This window comes from Acinetobacter sp. ANC_7655 (assembly GCF_056784015.1).
In genome coordinates this window covers 578,501-598,992 of record NZ_JBWYJB010000001.1, presented here as the reverse complement: position 1 = coordinate 598,992, position 20,492 = coordinate 578,501, and the positions used below count along the sequence as shown (strand labels likewise).

Genomic DNA, 20,492 nt, shown 5'->3' with positions numbered 1-20,492 from the left:
TCATACTGTACATAAAGTGCATGAAAATGCCAGATGGATATTTATAAAAAAAAAGAGTTGAAAATAGTCTTTCATCATTTGATAAATATTTTTTTAATTGTGTTCATCATTTGATGAAATCAAAATTCAAAAAAAGTCATTAAATACAATAAATATTATATAAATCAATATCTTAAAAAGTTGGCACACTAATTGATATATGTATGTGGAAGGAAGTTTGTCCAGCAAGAAGGATTCTTAGTCATGACAAATCAAATAGGGATGCCACAACTCACCAAATATATCCGGGTGACGGGTGACCGTGATGCTAAATTTGTTGAATTTGATTTCGCTATTCACGATCCAAGTCTGTTTGTCGAACTGGTGCTACCTCGTGAAGCTTTTATACAGTTTTGTGAGACCAATCAAGTCGTCGAGATGACTGAAGAACAGAAAACCAGAAATGATGAGGAAGAAGAAAAATGGCGCTATGGGACTGAAGTCACTTTAGTCAATGCACAGCGATATATCCCAGATCAAGAAGATCTTTAGAAATAGCTTAAGGAGATAGCCATGTCACTTGAAATTAAAACATCTAGTATTGAACCAATACGCCTGAGTTACGCCTACATTGAACGCCGTTTTGGCAATAAACCTGCAACCCGCTATCAGGAAGTCAGTTTTGATATTCAGGCTGAAACCAACTTCCATTACCGACCATTATGGAAACCTGAGAAAACACTGAATGATAAAACGCATACAGCTATTGTGATGCAGGACTGGTATGCATTTAAGGATCCACGTCAGTTTTATTATGGGACATATGTGCAACATCGCGCCCGTTTACAAGATACTGCCGAAGCTAATTTTAACTTTTTTGAGAAGCGTCAGCTGGCTGTACATATTTCTGAAGAAGTCCGTGAAAAAGTAATCACGTTGTTTATTCCATTCCGTCATTTGGAGCAAACCGCCAACCTGCACATGATGTCAGGAAGTGCTTATGGTTATGGCACGGTACTAACCCAAGCATGTATTTATGCAGCGATGGACCGACTCGGGATGGCGCAGTATATCTCTCGTGTGGGTTTGGCTTTAGATGGGGGAACTGGTGAATCACTCGCACCTGCAAAACAAGCATGGATGAACGATACAGCTTGGCAAGGTTTACGCAAGCTATGTGAACAGAGCCTGACAGAACAAGACTATTTCAAGCTGTTTTTATTACAAAACCTAGTGATAGATAGTTTTATGTCTGAACTGGTCTATACCCAATTTGATCAATGGTTAGCAGATCACCAAGCTCGTGATTTGGCAATGCTCACCGAGTTTATGCAAGAAGCCTTAACAGATCTGCGCAAATGGTCAGACAGCGTACTCAAAACAGCGGCAGCAGAATCAATCGAAAATAAACAATTGTTAAGTCAATGGCTGGCGGAATACCTCCCCGAAGTTAAAGCCGCATTTGCACCTTGGGCTGAAAAAGCTTTAGCTAGTGACGCAATAGATGTGGCTGAACAAAAACTGCTGGAGCGCAGTAAAAAAATTGGAATAGATCTCGAACAAGTGGCACAGGCTTAAGGAGAAGCAGCATGTCTAAAGTGTATTTGGCATTACAAGATAACGATACCTCACGTTACATCATTGAAGCGATTGAAGAAGATAATCCTGACGCCACCATTCAGTATTTACCTGCCATGATTCGCGTAGAAAGTGAGAAAGGGCTGATTGTTCGTGCGGAAACGGTTTCGGAAAAATTGGGCCAAGAATGGGATATCCAATCTTTACAGCTCAACATGATCACGTTGGGCGGCAACGTTGAAGAAGATGACGATACGTTCCGTCTACACTGGAATTAAAAAAAAATAGTAAGCGTCAATGTGCTGCATTGAAGCGGTATATCAAAAGAATAAAGGACCTTAGGTATGAATTCTAAAATTAATGCAATTGGCAAAAAACTGAATGCCAAAGATCGTTACCGTGCACTCACGCGTGATCTGGACTGGGAATTTTCCTATGCAGACCGTAAAGAAGCATTTCCTTATGAAGAATTTGAAGGCATTAAAATTACGGATTGGTCGAAATGGGAAGATCCATTCCGCCTAACCATGGATGCCTACTGGAAATATCAAGCGGAAAAAGAGAAAAAGCTCTACGCAATTTTTGATGCTTTTGCACAAAATAATGGTCAGTTGAATGTCACCAACGAACGCTATTTAAATGCCATTAAACTGTTTTTAACTGCTGTAACGCCATTGGAATATCAAGCCTTCCAAGGTTATGCCCATGTAGGACGTCAGTTCAGTGGTGTTGGTGCACGTATTGCGTCCCAAATGCAGTCCATTGATGAATTGCGTCATGTGCAAACGCAGATTCATGCGATGAGTCATTACAACAAATTCTTTGATGGCTTCCAAGATTGGTCACACATGCATGACCGCGTTTGGTATTTGTCTGTACCTAAATCATTCTTTGAAGATGCGCGTTCTGCAGGCCCATTTGAATTCTTACTGGCTATCAGTTTTGCCTTTGAATATGTGTTGACCAACTTGCTGTTTGTACCCTTCATGTCTGGTGCTGCACATAACGGTGATATGGCAACCGTCACATTCGGCTTTAGCGCGCAGTCAGATGAAGCGCGTCATATGACACTAGGACTGGAAATTGTCAAATTCCTACTGGAACAGCATGAAGACAACGTGCCGATCGTACAGGAGTGGATTGATAAATGGTTCTGGCGTGGCACTCGATTACTATCAATTGTCGGCATGATGATGGATTACATGCTGCCAAACAAAGTTATGTCATGGAAAGAAGCATGGGAAACCTATTTTGAAGAAGCGGGTGGTGCGCTCTTTAAAGACTTGAGCCGCTACGGCATTCGTATGCCTAAATATTCTGAAGTCATTGAAAAAGAAAAAGAGCATGTCTCGCATCAAGCATGGTGGATTTTCTATAACTTTGGTCATGCGGCTGGCTTCCACACTTGGATTCCAACCGATGAAGAAATGGATTGGTTATCAGAAAAATATCCAGACACGTTTGACAAGTATTACCGTCCACGTTGGGAGTTAGCACGCAAGATGGAAGCGGAAGGTAAACGTTTCTATAGTGCGGGCTTGCCACAGCTATGCCAAATCTGTCAGGTACCGATGACCTTTACTGAAATGGATGGCGATCAGACCATGTTCAGTTACCGCAGCAGTGTCTATAAAGGCGAGCGTTATCACACTTGTTCAGATGGTTGTCATGACATTTTCGAACGAGAACCGGAAAAGTACGTTCAAGCGTGGTTACCCGTGAATCAAATTTTGCAAGGTAATTGTGGTGGCCCTGATCTGGAAGTGATGTTGCGCGAATATTACCGCTTTAATGTCGGTGCCGATAATTTAGATATCGAAGGTTCTCCAGATCAAGCACGTTGGAAGAAATGGAAAGGTGTGGCTTAAGTCGAATGTTTGGATAGCCATTCACAGGGCTATCCACCTTCATCATGGAATTTAGGAGTTTAGGGAAATGCCAGTAAAAGCAATTAACAACCAATATGATTTTGAACCACGTGACTTACAAAAACACTATGGTGACAACATACTGATTTACGTGGGATGGGATCATCACACCTTATACTGTGCGGCACATGCCATGTTGGCATCTCCACAGCAAAGCTTTCAGGATTTAATTGATCAACAGATACAAGGTGGTTTCCACCAACATCCTGAATTTACTGAAATTGATTGGTCAAAAGTCGAATATTTGTTAGATGGTCAGTCGTTCCAACCGAAACTGGATCAAAGCTTGGCAAGTCAAAATATTGGTCATAAATCACTATTGCGCTTCATTACACCTGGGCTGGATGGTTACCAGCATCGTCATGTTTAAGGAGCGCTGAAATGAGTTATCAAGTCACGATTGAACCGATTGGAACCACCATTGAAGTCGAAGAAGATCAAACCATTTTGGATGCAGCATTACGTCAGGGTGTATGGCTTCCATTTGCCTGTGGTCATGGCACCTGCGGTACCTGTAAAGTGCAGGTGACAGATGGATATTATGATGTTGGTGAAGCTTCTCCATTTGCATTAATGGACATTGAGCGTGAAGAAAATAAAGTTCTCGCATGTTGCTGCAAACCAGAATCAGATATGGTCATTGAAGCTGATGTTGATGAGGATGAAGACTTCCTTGGTTATCTAGTCGAAGATTTTCAGGCTGAAGTGATTGAGATCAAAGATCTCTCACCGACAATTAAGGGCGTACGTCTAGCTTTAGACCGTCCAATGCAATTCCAAGCTGGGCAATATATCAATATACAATTCCCTGGAATTGAAGGTACACGCGCCTTTTCAATCGCCAATTCCCCAAGTGAGGAAGGTATTGTTGAATTACATATCCGCCAAGTACCGCGTGGCGCAGCGACTACTTATGTCCATGAATCATTAAAGACTGGCGACCAGCTAGAAATTTCCGGACCGTATGGACAATTCTTTGTACGCAAGTCTGATACGAAGGATGTGATTTTTATTGCAGGTGGTTCGGGCCTATCTAGCCCTCAATCAATGATTCAAGATTTATTAGAACAAGGTGATAACCGTACCATTTATTTATTCCAAGGTGCACGTGATGTTGCAGAACTGTATAACCGTGAAATATTTGAAGGTTGGGTAAAACAATATCCGAATTTCCGTTATATACCAGCCTTGAATGCCCCGAAGCCCGAAGACCAATGGGATGGATTTACCGGATTTGTACATGAAGCCGTAGCAGATTATTTTGAAAATAAATGTTCTGGTCATAAAGCTTATTTGTGCGGTCCACCACTCATGATTGATGCTGCGATTTCCACGTTAATGCAAAGTCGTCTGTTTGAACGAGATATTCATACAGAACGCTTTCTCAGTGCGGCCGATGGCGCATCGGATCAATCACGTTCAGCACTATTTAAACATATCTAATTGCCTGATAGGTGAACATAAAAAAAACAGCCAAATGGCTGTTTTTTTTATCGAATTACTTAAAAATGATAAGCCAGTGTAAGGCTGTAGAGACTTGGATCAATTTTGAGATTACCTGCATCCGCACCATTGATTTTCACATCGCTGTCTACTTTGACATAACGATAATCAAAACCTAGACTAATTTTATTATTGATGAAATATTCTATGCCGGCGTTAAACGCGATGCCATGTGAATTGGACAGATCAACATCTGAACCATTTGTGCTGTCAGTATCATAAAAATAGACATAATTGTAACCGACTCCTAGATAAGGATTAATATTACCTTTGGGTTTGAAATGGTACTGGAGACTCAAGGTGGGTGGCAGATATTTGGTGCTGCCTAGTTTGACTCCATCACCATAAAAATTATGTTGTGGCGGGATACCAGCTAATAAATCCAGGCTGATGTTGTCACTGAGGAATAGCCCCATGGCTAGGGTTGGTCGATAACTTTCACCAATTGAGGTTTCAACACTGTTAAATAACAGGCCAGGATGTTTGTCTGCTTCAATCTGGGTAATACCAAACCGTAGATACTTGTCATGCGAAAGTAAAGGTGAGGCAGAAATTGCGGTGCTTACCGTTATGGCCAAACTGGTACAGAGTATTGTTTTTTTCATCAAATTTATTCCTTTAAATATAGTCAATTTCATTACTTTGAAATTGATTAGGAATATTGCAATAGTTGTACCATGTTTATTTTTTTAAAAAATCAATAACTTGTTTGTTTTTTTAGATTTATGGTTTTCATCATTTCATTTATTAGATAAAAAGTACGATTGAAATTTAATGAAATAATGAAATTTGCATTTCAATAAAATATGTATTTGAGAAGAGTCAAGAATTATCGTTCTAGACTCTCCTTAATTCAACTTACCATTAAAATGATTTAAACCTTATTGTGTGTTTTTATCCAGTCATTTTGAACTTGTTGTGCAATATTCGGATAGTCCATCACAAAACGAATGTGGCTTTCAACGCCAGTTTTTAATGTCGCATCATCTACAATAAATTGAGGGTTATGATTGGGTGCAGCCTTACTCATCTCTTGATCTTGAGGTGTTGCACCAATGAAAATGAACAATGAAGGCATAAGTTGACCATAATAGGCAAAGTCTTCACTTGCACTCGCATTGTTCTCGAGCACATGTAATTTATCTTCACCGTGAACTTTCGCAAGTGATGGCGCGATGAGTTGAGTTAGCGTTTTGTCGTTCGTGGTGACGGGGGCATAAGCGGCAATTTCTACTTTGGCTTTTACGTCATTTGCATGAGCATTATGTTCGATCAATTTCGGTAAATCCTTGAGAATATTCTGGCGGACCTCTTCATTATTTGATCGAATCGTGCCAACCATATTGACTTGCTCTGGTATCACATTTCCTACCGTTCCACCTTGGATACTGCCGATACTGATTGCCCCCATACCTTTGGTTAAATCTGCACGACGGCTGATCAAACTCTGCATATTACTAATCATTTGAGATGAAGCATAAATGGGATCACGTCCTAGCCATGGCATAGAACCATGAACTTGTTTTCCACTGACCTGAATGCGCAAGTGATCTGCACTGTTTAAAATAGTGCCATCTTTATAAAAAATATGACCACTTGGCATACCTGCCATAACATGCATACCGAAGATCACTTCAGGCTTAGGATTTTTTAAAGCCCCATCTGCAATCATCTTACGTGAACCAATTTGATCGCCATGGCTAAAGTTATCAATATCTGCTCCACCTTCTTCAGCTGGTTGGAAGACAAACACAACAGTACCTGCAATTTTATCTTTATTTTCCGCAAGCACTTTTGCAGCGCCGAGTAACATTGCTGTGTGAGCATCATGTCCACAGGCATGCATGACTGGCGTTTCTTTGCCTTGATAGGTTGCCTTTGCTTTACTTGCAAAAGAAAGTCCTGTTTTTTCCTCAATCGGTAATGCATCCATATCTGCACGTAATGCCATTACTGGGCCAGGTTTTGCACCTTTAAGAATTCCGATTACACCTGTTTTGGCATAGCCTGTGCGAACTTCAATTCCATATTTTTTTAATTCTTTTTGAACCAGAGCCGAGGTTTTAAATTCCATATTGCCGAGTTCGGGATGTTGGTGAATGTGTTCTCTTAATTTGATGGTATGTTGTTCAACGGCGTTCACACCGTCATCAACCCAATCTGCAAAACTCAAGGTTGAACAAAGGGGCAAGATGGTACAAGCAGAAAATAGCCTAAGAGAGATCATGAACTCAATGTCCTAAAAATCCAAAAGTTTTATGAGCTTCTCATTCACTTCTGATAGTTGCAAAACCTAACAGGTATATCAAAATACATGAAAAGTATAGTAACTATGAGGCTTTGATTTTTAACGCTTTATCCATAGATTTAATGTTGTTATTATTTGTAAGTAATTCATTTTAAATATTTATTTTAAAGGTTGTGGGGGAGCTAATGAGCGTTGAAGAAGAACTTAAGCATCATCAAGATGTCATGATTCAACTTCCGTGGACCGTGCCACAACCGCCTTTATATACGACGAGTATTCAAGTTGATCCTGAAACGCAGAAAATTCCTTTGGATTTGAATGTAAGCTCAACTGATACGACTGCAATTTGGTCTTTTATGATTGCAATGGCGATAGCTTTTATTCTAGGAATTTCAGCAACAATCATTGCAATTTGGTATGGTGTCAGAAGTTTTAAATTAACTGAAATGTCTTTTAATACAGTAGTACTAGAAATACAAAGTTCACAACAAATTGCTTTTAATCTAAATCAAAAATTATTTGAGCAACAAAGAGAGTTAGGAAAACAAGAATTTCAGTACACTAAGCAACTTAAATGGGAAGATGAGATCATAAGTATTACATCGGATTGTCTTAACTCTTTAGCTAAGTATATTCAAAAAGTTATGATATTTAAGGATAATTTTGTTAATTTTCCTGTAGCTGATAAAAGTGATTATTCAACATTAGTTGGTTCAAAATTAAAAGAAATTTTAGACGTTACAGAAAATACTAATGCTTGTTTAACTAAACTAAATTTATATTTTAGTGTTGGGCATGAAAAAGAAAAAATAATTTCTCAACTTGGGAAACTTTTGATCATCTCAATAATGCATTTTAACAATCAATTAATAAAACAGACCGATACCAAAGACATTTATGTGAGTAAGTTTATTATTGAAGAGGGTTTAATAAGAAAAGTTAATAAGATATTAATAGATGCTAGAAAGTGGGATGAATCAAATGATTTATTATCCTTGACTGACATTGCAAATTTGGGTGATCAGTTGGCAGATGAGTTTAAAAAAATTCTCAATAAATAAGCAGCCTAAGCTGCTTTATCATCACTTCTCTTTAGGTTCAGGTGGTGTCATCCCAAACTGTAAATATGCCTGATTCGTCGCAATACGACCACGAGCAGTACGCATGACATAACCTTGCTGAATTAAGTAAGGCTCAATCACATCTTCCAGCGTGCCTGAATCTTCTGCCATTGCCGCTGCTAGAGCTTCAACACCTGCAGGACCACCATCAAAACGTTCTAATAACATGGATAAATAACGGCGGTCGAGCGTATCTAAACCATCCTTGTCCACATTCAACATATCAAGCGCACGTTGCGCCATTTCTTGTGTGACCTCACCTGTACCTTTCACTTGAGCATAGTCACGTACACGACGCAGTAAACGGTTTGCGATACGAGGCGTACCACGAGAACGACGAGCCACTTCCTTCGAACCAGCTTCAGTGATTGGAACATCCATCAGATTTGCAGAACGAGTCACGATATGGGTCAAATCTTCAACCGAATAAAACTCTAATCGCTGGACGATACCAAAACGATCTCGAAGCGGAGAGGTCAATAAACCGGCACGAGTAGTCGCAGCGACTAAAGTGAATGGCGGTAAATCTAACTTAATTGAACGCGCAGCAGGGCCTTCACCAATCATAATATCCAGTTGGTAATCTTCCATTGCAGGATAAAGGATTTCCTCGATCACTGGAGAGAGACGGTGAATCTCATCAATAAATAAAACGTCACCTTCTTCTAAGTTAGTGAGCATTGCTGCCAAATCACCAGCGCGCTCTAACACAGGACCTGAGGTGGATTTGAGATTGCCACCCATTTCACGCGCGATAATATTGGCAAGTGTGGTTTTACCTAAACCCGGAGGACCAAAAATCAAGGTATGGTCTAAAGCTTCACCACGTCCACGAGCTGCACCAATGAAAATTTCCATCTGCTCACGCACAACAGGCTGACCAATATAATCATCTAATGATGTTGGTCGAATGGCACGATCAAAATGATCTTCTGGTTTTTCAGAACCACTGATAATACGGTCTTGCATAATATGAGATCTTATTTATTCATCGATTTTAAAGCAGCACGGATAATATCGGATGCCTCAGTGAAGTCACCTTTAACGGCATTGACTAACTTTTGTGCTTCTAGTGGCTTGTAACCTAATGACTGTAAAGCAGCTTCAGCCTCAGCGACAGCAGAGTTACCCGTAAACTGAATTTGCGCTGTTGTAGAGTTTGATGTGGATGGCTGAGCTGCAAGCGCTTTAAAGCGATCTCGAAGTTCAATCATCAAACGCTCTGCAGTCTTTTTACCAACACCTGGAACTTTGACTAAAGTGTTTACATCTTCATGTTCAACGGTATGAATGAGCATGTCTACGCTGAGTGTTGAGAGAATACCCAATGCCATTTTGGGACCAACGCCGTTCACTTTAAGTAAAGTGCGGAAAATACTTTTTTCTTGTGCGTTGGAAAATCCATACAGTAATTGGGCATCTTCACGTACAGCCAAATGCGTCCACAATGTGACTTTTTGTCCTTTCTGTAATTGGCAAAATGTTGAAAGAGGTGTATCAACCTCATAGCCAACACCATTTACATTCAATAAAACTGTTGGTGCTTCCAAAGCAAGCACTTCACCAATAAGACATCCAATCATTCAATTATTTCACTTATTTGTCGATGTTAAATTCACTATGTCAGCATAGTAGTGTTCATTGCTTCAGAACGCAAAATCAAAAAACACTTTATGCTCTTTTCCTGAACACTAAATTTAAGGTTTATAAAAATCCAACTTTATTCCCTTGAAGTTCCTGTGCCAAATGATAAGCCTGATGATCCGAAAATTTTGAGATCACATCTAAGACTTGCATGATATTGTCATAGTGATCATCACTAAAACGTACACCTAAGCCTGAGATAATAGACAGTAAACGTCCTTCCTTAAAATTATGAATTTTATTGGGGGTCGTAAGCGGAATAAAGGCATCTAGTATGTGCTGTAAGCTTTGATGTGCAATGATTTCTAAACCAGATTTTTGAGGATGCTCAAAGATTTTTTCCCGCGCTAAATTCTTTGCACAATCAATTCCTGCTTCGATATCGGGCGAGCAATATTGGAGCAAACTACCTTTAAGCTGTCCTGACAAAATTTCAAAATGATGTTTAGCAAAAGCGGAAGTGACTTCATCAACCAAGCGTTTCATCACACGACCACGCAATGCTGCAATCTTTTGTTGCCACGTGGTGTATGGCATTGCAAGTTCAGCAGGCGTGCCATAGTCACCGAGCAGATTTAAAAAAATAGGTTCGACTTGCTCATAGCTGAGCATGTTAAGAATAATGCCATCTTCTAAATCGATCAGGGCATAACAAATATCATCCGCAGCTTCGAGTAAATAGGTGAGTGGATGGCGACAGAAATGATATTCACCATATTGTATAAGACCTAATTGGTGACCAATTTGTTGCAAAATTTCTTTTTCAGATTGATAGCAACCAAACTTAGCTCGTTTACTGGCAGGCGTATTTCCCTGAGAGTCAATGGTTTTAGAAAGCCATGGGTACTTTAAGTAAGCTCCTAAGGTTGCGTAAGTGAGGCGCATTCCACCGTCATTAGGGTGATAGTCAATTTTCGTGAGTAAACGAAGACCTTGAGCATTGCCCTCAAACTGGCGAACATCGGCCTGCTGTTCAGGGGTTAAACTCGATAAAAAATCGCCGTGTGATGCATCATCAAACCATTCACGAATAGCGTACTCACCTGCATGACCAAAAGGAGGATTACCAATATCGTGTGCAAGACAAGCTGCTTGAATAATTGCACCGACATCTGCAGGAGAGATCCACATAGGTAACTCATCACGAATTTTTTCAGCTGCCAGCATTCCCAAAGAGCGTCCGATGCAAGAAACTTCAAGGGAATGTGTTAGACGCGTATGAATGCCATCATGTTGAGTCAGGGGGTGAACTTGAGTTTTACGGTTAAGTTGCCTAAAACTCTGAGAAAAAATAATACGATCGTAATCTTTATGGAAGGGGCTACGTGCTTGTTCTGTATTTTGTTTTGAACTACCAAATCGAACTGTTGATAACAGTTCCAGCCAACGCATTTGAGTCATTTATCATTATTCATCATTACTGTATGGAACCATCATGCCAAAAAAATAGTGAAAAATATATGCTGACACGACATAATTTGGCGCATTAAAAATGCATTTCAGAAAAGTTTAAGAAGTAAAATAATGAGTATTAAGATATTGATTTTAAGAATTATTATCCTAATATAATTCAATTTCTTCACTTTCAAATCATATAAGAGTCTCTAATTGATTTTAAAGATAGATATCAATCATGAGATGATGCGTGGATGCTCATCGGTTCGATAATTTTTTATCGAGATAGTATGCATAATGTATCTACTTTTTATGCCGATTGTTGATCAAATTGATCCTACGATTGGCATAACATTTCAATAAAGCTATTGAAATTTGTCTATTTTGACCTCATGTTATCCTCATAAAGATGAATTATAGAGATGTGAATTTATATGTTATTTCATTTGCCGAAACTTCCTGCCGAAATTCGAGTCACTCACTTAAATGCGCGTATTAATGAACAACGAAAAAAAATTGCGCAAAGTACTGCATCTAAACTTGAACTTCTGCAGTTGTCTCAGCAGTTTTCAAAAGAAGCACGCACGCGTAAAAAGAATAATCAGAAAGTATATGTAATTGATTTTAAAGGTGACATGGCAGCTTCAGCTGTAGAGAATCTTCGTGAAGAAATTACTTTGATTTTGGCGACTGCTAAAGCAGGGCGTGATCGTGTCGTAGTTCGTTTGGAAAGTCCAGGTGGGATGGTACATGGTTATGGACTTGCGGCTGCTCAACTGGTGCGTCTGCGCGATGCTGGTTTTCATCTAACCATTTGTGTTGATAAAGTCGCAGCAAGTGGTGGATACATGATGGCATGTATCGGTAACGAAATTATTTCTGCTCCATTTGCAGTGATTGGTTCAATTGGCGTTGTTGCTCAAGTGCCTAATTTTAATCGTTTACTTAAAGAACATAATGTTGATTTTGAGCTTTATACTGCGGGTCAATATAAACGTACCGTGACCATGTTTGGTGAAAATACGGAAGAGGGTAAAGCAAAGTTTGAAGAAGAGTTGCAACAAACGCATGCATTGTTCAAGCATTTTGTTGAAAAATATCGTCCACAGTTAAATGTTGAAAAAGTAGCAACAGGTGAACATTGGTACGGTCAAGATTCATTAGATTTGAATTTGGTTGATAAGCTTCAAACCTCGGATGAGTATTTATTAAGTTTATTGACAGTGCATGATGTTTACTTGATTCAAACTCGCCGTAAACCTACCTTAGGTGAGAAATTAGGACTGCAAGCGGCACAAATGGCGGACAGTTTGATTCCTGCTGTGATGAATAAAGTTATGGACACTTTAGTCAAAACTAATGCGAACTTAGTGCAACTACGTGATCCTAAATTTTAAATTCGATGAAATAAAAAAAAGCTAATCTAATGATTGGCTTTTTTTTATGATTTATCATTTCTATGGTCGAGAGTCTAATTTTCGATATAACATCACTATTCCTGTGATCATGGACCCAAGTGTTGCGAACAGCATATCTTTATGGGCATCCCAAATATCACCTTGTTGACCATTATAATTTTCTGCTGCCTCAGGGGAAAGATTAATCGCAATTAACCATTCAATCCATTCGTAAATGAGACTGGTGGCCATGACAAACTGAACCACAATAAGAAAAAGTACTCGTTCAGATAATTGGGGTAAATAGAATTGAATGATCCTCAGGAAAAAAGGATAGAGAAGTAGACCATAGGCAAAATGGACCAAGCGATCATACATATTTCGCTCCCAACCCATCTGTGCATTTAAATCTATGCCGAAGTTGTGCATCAACCATTCATTATAGGGAACATACGAATATAAATAGTGTGCCCCAAGAATATGAATGATCAGAAATCCAATATAGAGAGAAAATGCGATAAAACTCAAACCAACTTTCTTTTGTATATAGATCAAAAACACTAGCATTAAAGCTGTGCCAAGTTGATGTAAGCCATAAGAAGCATATTCAAGAGGCTTTATACTTGCCAAGATCAGCACCATTATGAAAATGAAGAATACGAGGTGGTGTTTAGGAGTAAATTTTTTGTAGTGCATTTTGTTATATGTTGATTTGATTAATTTCTTCATATGATTGTAATGGATCAATCCTGAGAATAAGCTGCAGATCGCATTATTTTTATAAATCGCATTATTTTTATAAATAGTTGTTTATATCAATAGCTCATTGCAATCAGGATGATGAGTTAGAATATGATTTATTTTGAGTTTTTATTATGACGGTTTCAGCTGCTTTTCTTGCACAGCAAAATGCATATTTTCATTATGAGTTTGAAGAGCTTACTCTGAATGACTTTCCTGAAGAGATCTCAGTATCACTCCGAGGAATGATGTTTAGGCATGACATTCAATATGCTCAAGTGACTCATTATATTTACTATAGCGATGTTTTAACTGGTGATGAATTAGAAAAGCTCAGAACTGACTTTATACGTTACTGTCCTGATGAAGCATGATTTTTATTGAAACATTTGATGAGTCTCATACAAAAAAGCGAAGCCTAAGCTTCGCTTTTTTATTCAATGCTATTTAGATTTTAGCAATCAAATCTTTAATTTGTTTCGCTTGCTCAGCAGCATTACCTGTATAAGATGCAGGTGTCATTTCAGCAAGACGCGCACGATCTGCTGCAGGAACAGCTTCTAATTCGTTACCATTCACAAAATTCACCATCATTTCGCGAGTCATTGCTTGACCACGAGTAAGGGCTTTAAGTTTTTCGTATGGTTTTTCAACGTTATAACGACGCATTACTGTTTGAATTGGTTCAGCAAGAACTTCTTGAGCGTTGTCTAAGTCTTCAAGAATACGGTCGGCATTCAATTCAAGTTTGCCCACACCTTTCAAGCAAGCTTCAAATGCGATCAAGCTTTGTGCAAAACCAACGCCCATGTTACGAAGAACAGTAGAGTCAGTTAAGTCACGCTGCCAGCGAGAAATTGGAAGCTTTTCACCAAGGTGAGCAAGGACTGCATTAGCAATACCCAAGTTACCTTCAGAGTTTTCAAAGTCGATTGGGTTCACTTTGTGTGGCATTGTTGAAGAACCAACTTCACCTTCTTTTAATTTTTGTTTGAAGAAACCAAGAGAGATATAACCCCAAACATCACGGTTGAAATCGATAAGGATTGTGTTGAAACGACGAAGCGCATCAAACAATTCAGCCATGTAGTCGTGTGGCTCAATTTGAGTTGTATACGGGTTAAACGTGAGACCTAAAGATTCAACAAATGCTTGCGAGTGAGCAGGCCAGTTAATTTCAGGGTAAGCAGAAAGGTGAGCATTATAGTTACCTACTGCACCATTGATTTTACCTAGAAGCTCAACATTGTTGAATTGTTTGATTTGGCGTGCAAGACGGTATGCCACGTTTGCCATTTCTTTCCCCAATGTTGTTGGGCTTGCAGTTTGACCATGTGTACGAGACAACATTGGTTGATCAGCGTGTTTTTCTGCAAGTGCAACAATTGAGTCCACGATTTGTTGCATAGACGTAGCTAGTACTTCACGACCGCTTTTCAGCATGAGTGCATGAGACAAGTTGTTGATGTCTTCAGATGTACAAGCAAAGTGAATGAATTCACCCGCATTTTTAAGTTCATCAATGTTTGCAATTTTCTCTTTTAAGAAATATTCAACCGCTTTTACATCGTGGTTGGTTGTGCGTTCGATTTCTTTGATACGGTTAGCATCGTCTTCAGAGAAATTTGCAACGATTGCATCTAAAGCTGCATTTGTTTCGTTAGAAAAAGCTGGCACTTCAGTAATTTCTGGGCGATTTGCAAGTGCTTGTAACCAGCGCACTTCAACAGTCACACGAGCATGGATTAAACCAAACTCAGAGAGGAAAGGGCGCAAAGCATCACATTTGCTTGCATAGCGACCATCTAATGGAGAAAGTGCGGTTAAAGCGTTCATAGCAATTCCTTAAACTTTGGAATGAAACGTAAAACAGAACTCGATATACATCAGGTTAAACCACCTGAAACTGTAAACGAGCGAGATCTTGAATATCTTTCAGTAACTTGCGTTTGGTGAAGATCATGCTCCATGAACTTCCACCTGACTGACGCCATAAATGCGCCATCTGTAAACCTGTAAACAATGAAGCACGAATACGATTGGTGTGCGAAGAATCCTTAAAAGCTTCTGCATTGCCTTTCACCATAATGCGAGGATTAATCTGTCCTGCAGTTTCGACATAGGTTTGAGCAAGGTTTGCAAGAATACTTGGATGTAGATAATTATGATCAAAAAAGGAGAGTTGTTTTAGTATTTTTTCTTGTGATTTTTCAATAATTTCAACGAATTTTGGGTTGCTATATACTTTCTTTTCTAAATGTAATAATGCCATTGCATAGGACATTGGAAGTTTTGCATTGGCAAATTTAGGTATTCTTGATTTTGGTGCAGTATTGAATGGTTGGGTGATGCTACTTTCTAATGTTTTTAATCCCAGAGAAATATCTGCAAGCTGGTTAAAAAAATCTAAGGTTTGACAATTCTTATTGGAAGTAGGGCGAATATTTAAACTCGCCTTAATTAATTGTTCTAAATAGAAGTTACCGTTTTCGCCAATATTTTGTCGACCTGCAATGGCTGTCATATGTGTCAGCTGAGTCGATTGAAATACTGCTGCCAAAGCCAAAGCTCTGTTTTGACGATCATTCAGAGTCTGAAGCTGCTGGAACGGTAACTCTGTCATGCCTGAAAATTCCTTTAAATAAAATCAGGTTTAGGCGCATTAGTATGATGAATCACACCGCCACCTAAACAAACTTCATCCGCGTAAAACACAACGCTTTGTCCTGGCGTAACAGCACGTTGAGGTTCATCAAATTCTACACGTACACCTTGCGGTGCATTTGGGTCATTAAATAAGACACATGCTTGATCAGGTTGTCGATAGCGAGTTTTCGCTGTGCAACGGAAACCATTTTCTGGAATCTCTTGCTCACCTGCAACCCAATCAATCGCTTCAGACCATAACATGGTACTTTGCATGAGGGGATGCTCATGACCTTGGCCAACAACTAAACGATTGCCTTCGATATCTTTGTGTAATACGAACCAAGCACCTTCTTCAGCGCCTTTCATTCCACCGATACCAATACCACCACGTTGACCGAGCGTATAGTACATTAAGCCGTGATGATCACCAACCTCTTTACCATCTTCAAGGACAATTTTACCCGGTTGAGCAGGTAAATATTGCTTCAAGAAGTCATTAAATCGGCGTTCACCAATAAAACAGATACCTGTAGAGTCTTTTTTCTTCGCTGTTACAAGACCTAAATCTTCAGCAATTTTACGAACTTGAGGCTTTTCGATCTCACCGACAGGGAACAAGGTCTTGTTAATTTCACGACCATGAACGGCATGTAGGAAATAAGTTTGGTCTTTGTTGTTATCCACGCCACGGAGTAAAGGCGCATATTGCTCACCTTTAGAATTGGTCATGGTTTCACCGCGACGAGCATAGTGTCCTGTTGCGATGAAGTCAGCACCTAATTTCATGGCATGATCGAGGAATGCACGGAACTTAATTTCTTTATTACATAAAATATCTGGGTTTGGGGTGCGCCCCGCAGCATATTCAGCCAAGAAGTGCTCAAATACACGATCCCAATATTCCATTGCGAAGTTGGCTGTATGTAATTTGATGCCGATACGATCACAGACGGCTTGCGCATCTGCAAGATCATCCATAGCCGTGCAGTATTCTGTGCCGTCATCTTCTTCCCAGTTTTTCATGAAAAGACCTTCAACTTGATATCCTTGTTGAAGTAATAAAGCCGCAGAGACAGATGAGTCTACACCACCTGACATACCGACGATGACACGTTGTTGCATAGGATTAGGCATCCAAATTTGAAATTAAGGGAGAATTTTGGTGCTCATAAACGAGCGATAAAGGAAATTTTTGTCCTGATTGGGCATCTTGAATGGCTTTGATGACCAATGGGCTACGCGCGCGAGCCGTTTCTAATAGCTCATCTAGGCTCATCCAAACTGCACCTACGATACCTGTATCTAATGTTGCATTGGCAAAATACTGTGTTGATTTTGCTAAAAAACAGAAGCGGTAATAGGTACGATCCGGAAACATAGGTGGGGTATAGGTGTATATACCCAATAAATCTGTGACTTCAACTTGGTGACCTGTTTCTTCCATGGTTTCACGAACCGCGGCTTGAATAAGGGTTTCACCAGCTTCTACATGACCTGCAGGTTGATTAAAAACGGTGTGCATGACACCTTCCGTTTGTTCTTCTACAAACAGATATTTACCATCTTTTTCAACCACTGTTGCAACAGTGACGTGAGCAGTCCAAGCGGTCATAAAAAAGCACCAGATGAAGGGAAGGCATATTGTATAAAATTTTGAGGTGTGTGGCTATGATGGGAGGGGATTTCTTTGAAGGCGTTCTATCTTAAGTTTAACTAAGAAGTTCTTTGGATCAATAATTTAATAAAGGGCGTGGAACATGAAGAATCAACAAAAAAGCCCAATTTAAGTAAATTGGGCTTTTGAATGTAATTTAAGATTATGATTTATATGAAATAAAAAAGATAATTTCGCATAAGGTGTATTATGTTAATTTTAGGGGAATTTAAAAATTGAAAGAATAAAGAAGCGAAGTGCCTACATGGATCTGTTTTAATAAAAATAACAATTTATTACCCTATGATTTCAAATCTAAAGTTTTGATTCTACAAATAATTTTAGAGATTGATTCATGTATTCAAAATCTTTCCTTATAGATTTCAAATTATTACGCATCATAGGTACAAGTAGACCACTAAATGTCTCAGAATGTATGAGACAAGTGCTGCCATCTTCTTGGGAGCAAAGTTTAAAATGATGCTCACCATCTAAAAGACCAGAGATTAGAAAGTGACCTAGCCAGCTTAAAGACTGAGCATTTTTAACTTCCAATAGTGTAGGCTTAAATTCCATTGCTTTTTGCTTAGTTGGTTGAATCCTAATCTTTAGTTTTTCACCTATGTTTAACTTTCCTTAAACTTTACGGATAAAGGGATTCCAACTCTCATACGATTTAAAATCAGTCAGTACCTGCCAAACTTGCTCCGGTGTCGCATGAATATCAATATGTGTAGTTATCTTTAAAGAAAGCATAATTTACCTCGGGTATCTAGAATGGCGATTCTCTGCTTATAAGCATAATTTAGTAGGGTTATTTTTTGCTGACAGTAATCCTCTTTATGGCAGACACATTTTCAAATGTCTCATCAGGTGACAATTTCTTTAAAAGTCTTTCTGTGCTGTAACCCCATGAAACTGCACCGAAAGCAATTCCTACCGATCTAGCTGCCTCATAATCGGTAATCTGATCACCTATATAGATAGTTTCTGAGGGTTTATAGCCTGCTTTTTTTAAAAGCTGCTTTAACCTAGATGCTTTTCCAAAAAAAGATGCACCACATTCAAAGTAATTAAAGTATCGACAGCTTGAACCAAGAATACGGGTCACATTTTCGTATCCATTTGAAGAAACCAGGCCCACTGTAATTCCATGTTCATTAAGGTGGGAAAGCATTTCATCGGTATGGTCGAATAGAGGAATCTTTGAAGGATTTACCTTCATGAGTTTTATAAAATTCTGAGTAATCGCAGGTAGTTTCCATACTGGTATTCCAAGAGTTTTCATTAGCTCTCGGGAAGGTATTTCTCTAAAAGATTCCACTTCATCTAAATGAATCTTCTTGAAAGAGTGCATGTCAGCCAGATGATTTATAGTTGAAACAAAGAAAGGAAATGAATCTGCTAAGGTTCCATCAAAATCGAAAATAACCAACTTATATAGTGTAGTTGGATAAGTTTGTGATAATACCATTTAATCTACTTTCTCTATATAAAATATTTTGAAATCATAAACTTGATGACTACCCCGTATTATGGGATAGCCACACTACTTTGATTATTTGAATAGAGGTAAGCATGTACTAAGCACAACGCATCAAAGCTGCTACTGCTTTTTCTAAAAATTGCAAAGTGGTAGGTTTGAGCCAGGTTCCCTCGGCAAGACTTGGTTCATTTTGCATGGCATTGCGAATCTTCGCATGTGTCGCTGGATTTTTGCCTGCGTAACCCTGTAACATGGAGAGCCATTGCTGTGCTAAACATTTTGCTTGTTCACTGTCAGGTTCAATCCCAGCACGAATGGCCTTCTCCAATCCAATCAATAACTGGGGCCAATTTTTCATCTCACGTACATAATGTTGCTTCATAAAAGCAAATTCCTGCTCGGATAAATAACGTGCAAAAACGTTCAGCTTACTCTCGGCAAATGCTTCAAGTAGAAACTCAACCACTTCCGGACGCACACCCAATTTTTCCTGAAATGCCGATTCAGCTGAATGCATGCTATTCAATTTAGCCAACCATTCAGGATTAGCAGCCGTATTCTGTTCGAGGGTCAGCATCCAGCGTGAAGCCAGGTTTTGGGCAGTTTCACTACTAGAAGATTCTCCGGCCTTAAAGAGTGCATTGGCTTCGATGACAAGCGCTTCCCATTCTTTTTGTTGTTTACTATCTGCCTGTAAAAAAGTCAGTTCTGCAAGTTCCTCTTTTGTAAAATATTGTTCGTACATAGACATAAGCTCCAATGTTTTTAGCCAATTGTCCAGTTCCAGCTCTTCACCATTCATCAGTTGATTTTTGAGACTGCTCAAACGATAGCGCAGTTGAGTCTGCTTAATGATCATCTGATCGATTGCCTGAATCTGCCGATCAATTAATGGGGCGAGTGCAAGGTTTGGACTATTAAGAACCGCGCCAATTTCTGCCAATGTCATTCCAAGCCCTCGCAATGCCTGAATTTGGTATAAGCGAGTAATATCTTGACGACTGTAAAGTCTATAACCGGCGTCGGAGCGGGCCGAAGGCTGAAGTAAACCGATATCATCATAGTGATGAAGGGTACGAATAGTTAACCCTGTTCGCTTCGCCAATTCACCGACTTGTAATAACATCTTTTGACTCCTTTATCCCTTAGGCATGTTTTATGCTAGAGGC

The 20,492-nt window shown here is 39.3% G+C and carries 23 protein-coding genes; 9 read left to right on the top strand and 14 right to left on the bottom strand.

What is annotated here, in order from left to right; translation table 11 throughout:
* Positions 1 to 243 precede the first annotated feature (243 nt).
* The 6 genes from AC1M9N_RS03020 (at position 244) to AC1M9N_RS02995 (ending at position 4,928) form a co-directional block, all read left to right on the top strand.
* Positions 244 to 531, top strand: a complete 288-nt coding sequence (locus AC1M9N_RS03020) for a phenol hydroxylase subunit (protein WP_481588464.1) — start codon at positions 244 to 246, stop codon at positions 529 to 531.
* Positions 532 to 552: 21 nt separating this feature from the next.
* Positions 553 to 1,557, top strand: coding sequence for an aromatic/alkene monooxygenase hydroxylase subunit beta (locus tag AC1M9N_RS03015; RefSeq protein ID WP_481954249.1), 1,005 nt, complete (start codon positions 553 to 555; stop codon positions 1,555 to 1,557).
* A gap of 11 nt (positions 1,558 to 1,568) precedes the next feature.
* Complete coding sequence (locus AC1M9N_RS03010) at positions 1,569 to 1,835, top strand: MmoB/DmpM family protein (protein ID WP_179998393.1); 267 nt, start codon at positions 1,569 to 1,571, stop codon at positions 1,833 to 1,835.
* Positions 1,836 to 1,901: 66 nt separating this feature from the next.
* A complete protein-coding gene (locus tag AC1M9N_RS03005) occupies positions 1,902 to 3,425 on the top strand; it encodes an aromatic/alkene/methane monooxygenase hydroxylase/oxygenase subunit alpha (protein ID WP_179998392.1) in 1,524 nt (507 codons plus the stop codon).
* A 67-nt stretch (positions 3,426 to 3,492) separates the two neighbouring features.
* Entirely contained in the window at positions 3,493 to 3,855 is a 363-nt protein-coding gene (locus AC1M9N_RS03000; protein ID WP_180027549.1) for a phenol hydroxylase subunit P4, read from the top strand.
* Positions 3,856 to 3,866: 11 nt separating this feature from the next.
* Positions 3,867 to 4,928, top strand: a complete 1,062-nt coding sequence (locus AC1M9N_RS02995; RefSeq protein WP_481588462.1) for a 2Fe-2S iron-sulfur cluster-binding protein — start codon at positions 3,867 to 3,869, stop codon at positions 4,926 to 4,928.
* A gap of 59 nt (positions 4,929 to 4,987) precedes the next feature.
* Here the strand turns inward: AC1M9N_RS02995 and AC1M9N_RS02990 are convergent, their stop codons facing one another.
* Positions 4,988 to 5,566 carry an OmpW/AlkL family protein gene (locus AC1M9N_RS02990; protein WP_481954248.1) on the bottom strand — a complete coding sequence of 193 codons (579 nt, stop codon included), beginning with the start codon at positions 5,564 to 5,566 and terminating at the stop codon, positions 4,988 to 4,990.
* A gap of 296 nt (positions 5,567 to 5,862) precedes the next feature.
* A complete protein-coding gene (locus AC1M9N_RS02985) occupies positions 5,863 to 7,215 on the bottom strand; it encodes an amidohydrolase (RefSeq protein ID WP_481954247.1) in 1,353 nt (450 codons plus the stop codon).
* A 206-nt stretch (positions 7,216 to 7,421) separates the two neighbouring features.
* Between AC1M9N_RS02985 and AC1M9N_RS02980 the strand changes: the two genes are divergently transcribed.
* Positions 7,422 to 8,297 (top strand): hypothetical protein, encoded by an 876-nt coding sequence (locus tag AC1M9N_RS02980; protein WP_481954246.1) that lies wholly within the window; start codon positions 7,422 to 7,424, stop codon positions 8,295 to 8,297.
* 21 nt (positions 8,298 to 8,318) lie between these two features.
* Here AC1M9N_RS02980 and ruvB read toward each other — a convergent pair whose 3' ends face one another.
* The 3 genes from ruvB to AC1M9N_RS02965 form a co-directional block, all read right to left on the bottom strand.
* Positions 8,319 to 9,326, bottom strand: a complete 1,008-nt coding sequence (ruvB, locus tag AC1M9N_RS02975) for a Holliday junction branch migration DNA helicase RuvB (RefSeq protein ID WP_035265728.1) — start codon at positions 9,324 to 9,326, stop codon at positions 8,319 to 8,321.
* An 11-nt stretch (positions 9,327 to 9,337) separates the two neighbouring features.
* Complete coding sequence (gene ruvA, locus AC1M9N_RS02970) at positions 9,338 to 9,940, bottom strand: Holliday junction branch migration protein RuvA (RefSeq protein ID WP_035265729.1); 603 nt, start codon at positions 9,938 to 9,940, stop codon at positions 9,338 to 9,340.
* Positions 9,941 to 10,061: 121 nt separating this feature from the next.
* The gene (locus tag AC1M9N_RS02965) at positions 10,062 to 11,402 is read right to left on the bottom strand and encodes a deoxyguanosinetriphosphate triphosphohydrolase (protein ID WP_035265731.1); all 1,341 of its coding nucleotides are present in this window, start codon (positions 11,400 to 11,402) and stop codon (positions 10,062 to 10,064) included.
* Between the two features lie 428 nt (positions 11,403 to 11,830).
* Between AC1M9N_RS02965 and sohB the strand changes: the two genes are divergently transcribed.
* Positions 11,831 to 12,793 carry a protease SohB gene (gene sohB, locus AC1M9N_RS02960; RefSeq protein WP_481586639.1) on the top strand — a complete coding sequence of 321 codons (963 nt, stop codon included), beginning with the start codon at positions 11,831 to 11,833 and terminating at the stop codon, positions 12,791 to 12,793.
* A gap of 60 nt (positions 12,794 to 12,853) precedes the next feature.
* Here the strand turns inward: sohB and AC1M9N_RS02955 are convergent, their stop codons facing one another.
* On the bottom strand, positions 12,854 to 13,489 hold the full coding sequence (locus AC1M9N_RS02955; RefSeq protein WP_481586640.1) for a DUF2238 domain-containing protein: 636 nt from the start codon (positions 13,487 to 13,489) through the stop codon (positions 12,854 to 12,856).
* A 179-nt stretch (positions 13,490 to 13,668) separates the two neighbouring features.
* Between AC1M9N_RS02955 and AC1M9N_RS02950 the strand changes: the two genes are divergently transcribed.
* Entirely contained in the window at positions 13,669 to 13,908 is a 240-nt protein-coding gene (locus AC1M9N_RS02950) for a hypothetical protein (RefSeq protein ID WP_035265735.1), read from the top strand.
* Positions 13,909 to 13,981: 73 nt separating this feature from the next.
* Here AC1M9N_RS02950 and purB read toward each other — a convergent pair whose 3' ends face one another.
* The 8 genes from purB to AC1M9N_RS02910 form a co-directional block, all read right to left on the bottom strand.
* Entirely contained in the window at positions 13,982 to 15,370 is a 1,389-nt protein-coding gene (gene purB, locus AC1M9N_RS02945) for an adenylosuccinate lyase (protein WP_092766083.1), read from the bottom strand.
* Positions 15,371 to 15,425: 55 nt separating this feature from the next.
* Positions 15,426 to 16,157, bottom strand: a complete 732-nt coding sequence (gene hflD / locus AC1M9N_RS02940) for a high frequency lysogenization protein HflD (protein WP_092766084.1) — start codon at positions 16,155 to 16,157, stop codon at positions 15,426 to 15,428.
* Positions 16,158 to 16,171: 14 nt separating this feature from the next.
* The gene (gene mnmA, locus AC1M9N_RS02935) at positions 16,172 to 17,305 is read right to left on the bottom strand and encodes a tRNA 2-thiouridine(34) synthase MnmA (RefSeq protein WP_481588454.1); all 1,134 of its coding nucleotides are present in this window, start codon (positions 17,303 to 17,305) and stop codon (positions 16,172 to 16,174) included.
* Positions 17,306 to 17,309: 4 nt separating this feature from the next.
* A complete protein-coding gene (locus AC1M9N_RS02930; protein WP_035265740.1) occupies positions 17,310 to 17,795 on the bottom strand; it encodes an NUDIX hydrolase in 486 nt (161 codons plus the stop codon).
* Positions 17,796 to 18,152: 357 nt separating this feature from the next.
* The gene (locus AC1M9N_RS02925) at positions 18,153 to 18,413 is read right to left on the bottom strand and encodes a hypothetical protein (RefSeq protein ID WP_481608332.1); all 261 of its coding nucleotides are present in this window, start codon (positions 18,411 to 18,413) and stop codon (positions 18,153 to 18,155) included.
* Positions 18,414 to 18,473: 60 nt separating this feature from the next.
* Positions 18,474 to 18,593, bottom strand: coding sequence for an SRPBCC family protein (locus AC1M9N_RS02920; protein WP_481586643.1), 120 nt, complete (start codon positions 18,591 to 18,593; stop codon positions 18,474 to 18,476).
* Between the two features lie 58 nt (positions 18,594 to 18,651).
* Complete coding sequence (locus tag AC1M9N_RS02915) at positions 18,652 to 19,311, bottom strand: HAD-IA family hydrolase (protein WP_035265744.1); 660 nt, start codon at positions 19,309 to 19,311, stop codon at positions 18,652 to 18,654.
* A 109-nt stretch (positions 19,312 to 19,420) separates the two neighbouring features.
* Positions 19,421 to 20,449, bottom strand: a complete 1,029-nt coding sequence (locus AC1M9N_RS02910) for a MerR family transcriptional regulator (RefSeq protein WP_035265745.1) — start codon at positions 20,447 to 20,449, stop codon at positions 19,421 to 19,423.
* Positions 20,450 to 20,492: the final 43 nt, after the last annotated feature.

Excerpts from the sequence above, each read along its gene's own strand:
- AC1M9N_RS03020 (WP_481588464.1), top strand. The coding sequence starts at position 244 with ATGACAAATCAAATAGGGATGCCACAACTCACCAAATATATCCGGGTG.
- AC1M9N_RS03015 (WP_481954249.1), top strand. The coding sequence starts at position 553 with ATGTCACTTGAAATTAAAACATCTAGTATTGAACCAATACGCCTGAGT.
- AC1M9N_RS03010 (WP_179998393.1), top strand. The coding sequence starts at position 1,569 with ATGTCTAAAGTGTATTTGGCATTACAAGATAACGATACCTCACGTTAC.
- AC1M9N_RS03005 (WP_179998392.1), top strand. The coding sequence starts at position 1,902 with ATGAATTCTAAAATTAATGCAATTGGCAAAAAACTGAATGCCAAAGAT.
- AC1M9N_RS03000 (WP_180027549.1), top strand. The coding sequence starts at position 3,493 with ATGCCAGTAAAAGCAATTAACAACCAATATGATTTTGAACCACGTGAC.
- AC1M9N_RS02995 (WP_481588462.1), top strand. The coding sequence starts at position 3,867 with ATGAGTTATCAAGTCACGATTGAACCGATTGGAACCACCATTGAAGTC.
- AC1M9N_RS02985 (WP_481954247.1), bottom strand. The coding sequence starts at position 7,215 with ATGATCTCTCTTAGGCTATTTTCTGCTTGTACCATCTTGCCCCTTTGT.
- AC1M9N_RS02980 (WP_481954246.1), top strand. The coding sequence starts at position 7,422 with ATGAGCGTTGAAGAAGAACTTAAGCATCATCAAGATGTCATGATTCAA.
- ruvB (WP_035265728.1), bottom strand. The coding sequence starts at position 9,326 with ATGCAAGACCGTATTATCAGTGGTTCTGAAAAACCAGAAGATCATTTT.
- ruvA (WP_035265729.1), bottom strand. The coding sequence starts at position 9,940 with ATGATTGGATGTCTTATTGGTGAAGTGCTTGCTTTGGAAGCACCAACA.
- AC1M9N_RS02965 (WP_035265731.1), bottom strand. The coding sequence starts at position 11,402 with ATGACTCAAATGCGTTGGCTGGAACTGTTATCAACAGTTCGATTTGGT.
- sohB (WP_481586639.1), top strand. The coding sequence starts at position 11,831 with ATGTTATTTCATTTGCCGAAACTTCCTGCCGAAATTCGAGTCACTCAC.
- AC1M9N_RS02955 (WP_481586640.1), bottom strand. The coding sequence starts at position 13,489 with ATGCACTACAAAAAATTTACTCCTAAACACCACCTCGTATTCTTCATT.
- AC1M9N_RS02950 (WP_035265735.1), top strand. The coding sequence starts at position 13,669 with ATGACGGTTTCAGCTGCTTTTCTTGCACAGCAAAATGCATATTTTCAT.
- purB (WP_092766083.1), bottom strand. The coding sequence starts at position 15,370 with ATGAACGCTTTAACCGCACTTTCTCCATTAGATGGTCGCTATGCAAGC.
- hflD (WP_092766084.1), bottom strand. The coding sequence starts at position 16,157 with ATGACAGAGTTACCGTTCCAGCAGCTTCAGACTCTGAATGATCGTCAA.
- mnmA (WP_481588454.1), bottom strand. The coding sequence starts at position 17,305 with ATGCAACAACGTGTCATCGTCGGTATGTCAGGTGGTGTAGACTCATCT.
- AC1M9N_RS02930 (WP_035265740.1), bottom strand. The coding sequence starts at position 17,795 with ATGACCGCTTGGACTGCTCACGTCACTGTTGCAACAGTGGTTGAAAAA.
- AC1M9N_RS02925 (WP_481608332.1), bottom strand. The coding sequence starts at position 18,413 with ATGGAATTTAAGCCTACACTATTGGAAGTTAAAAATGCTCAGTCTTTA.
- AC1M9N_RS02920 (WP_481586643.1), bottom strand. The coding sequence starts at position 18,593 with ATGCTTTCTTTAAAGATAACTACACATATTGATATTCATGCGACACCG.
- AC1M9N_RS02915 (WP_035265744.1), bottom strand. The coding sequence starts at position 19,311 with ATGGTATTATCACAAACTTATCCAACTACACTATATAAGTTGGTTATT.
- AC1M9N_RS02910 (WP_035265745.1), bottom strand. The coding sequence starts at position 20,449 with ATGTTATTACAAGTCGGTGAATTGGCGAAGCGAACAGGGTTAACTATT.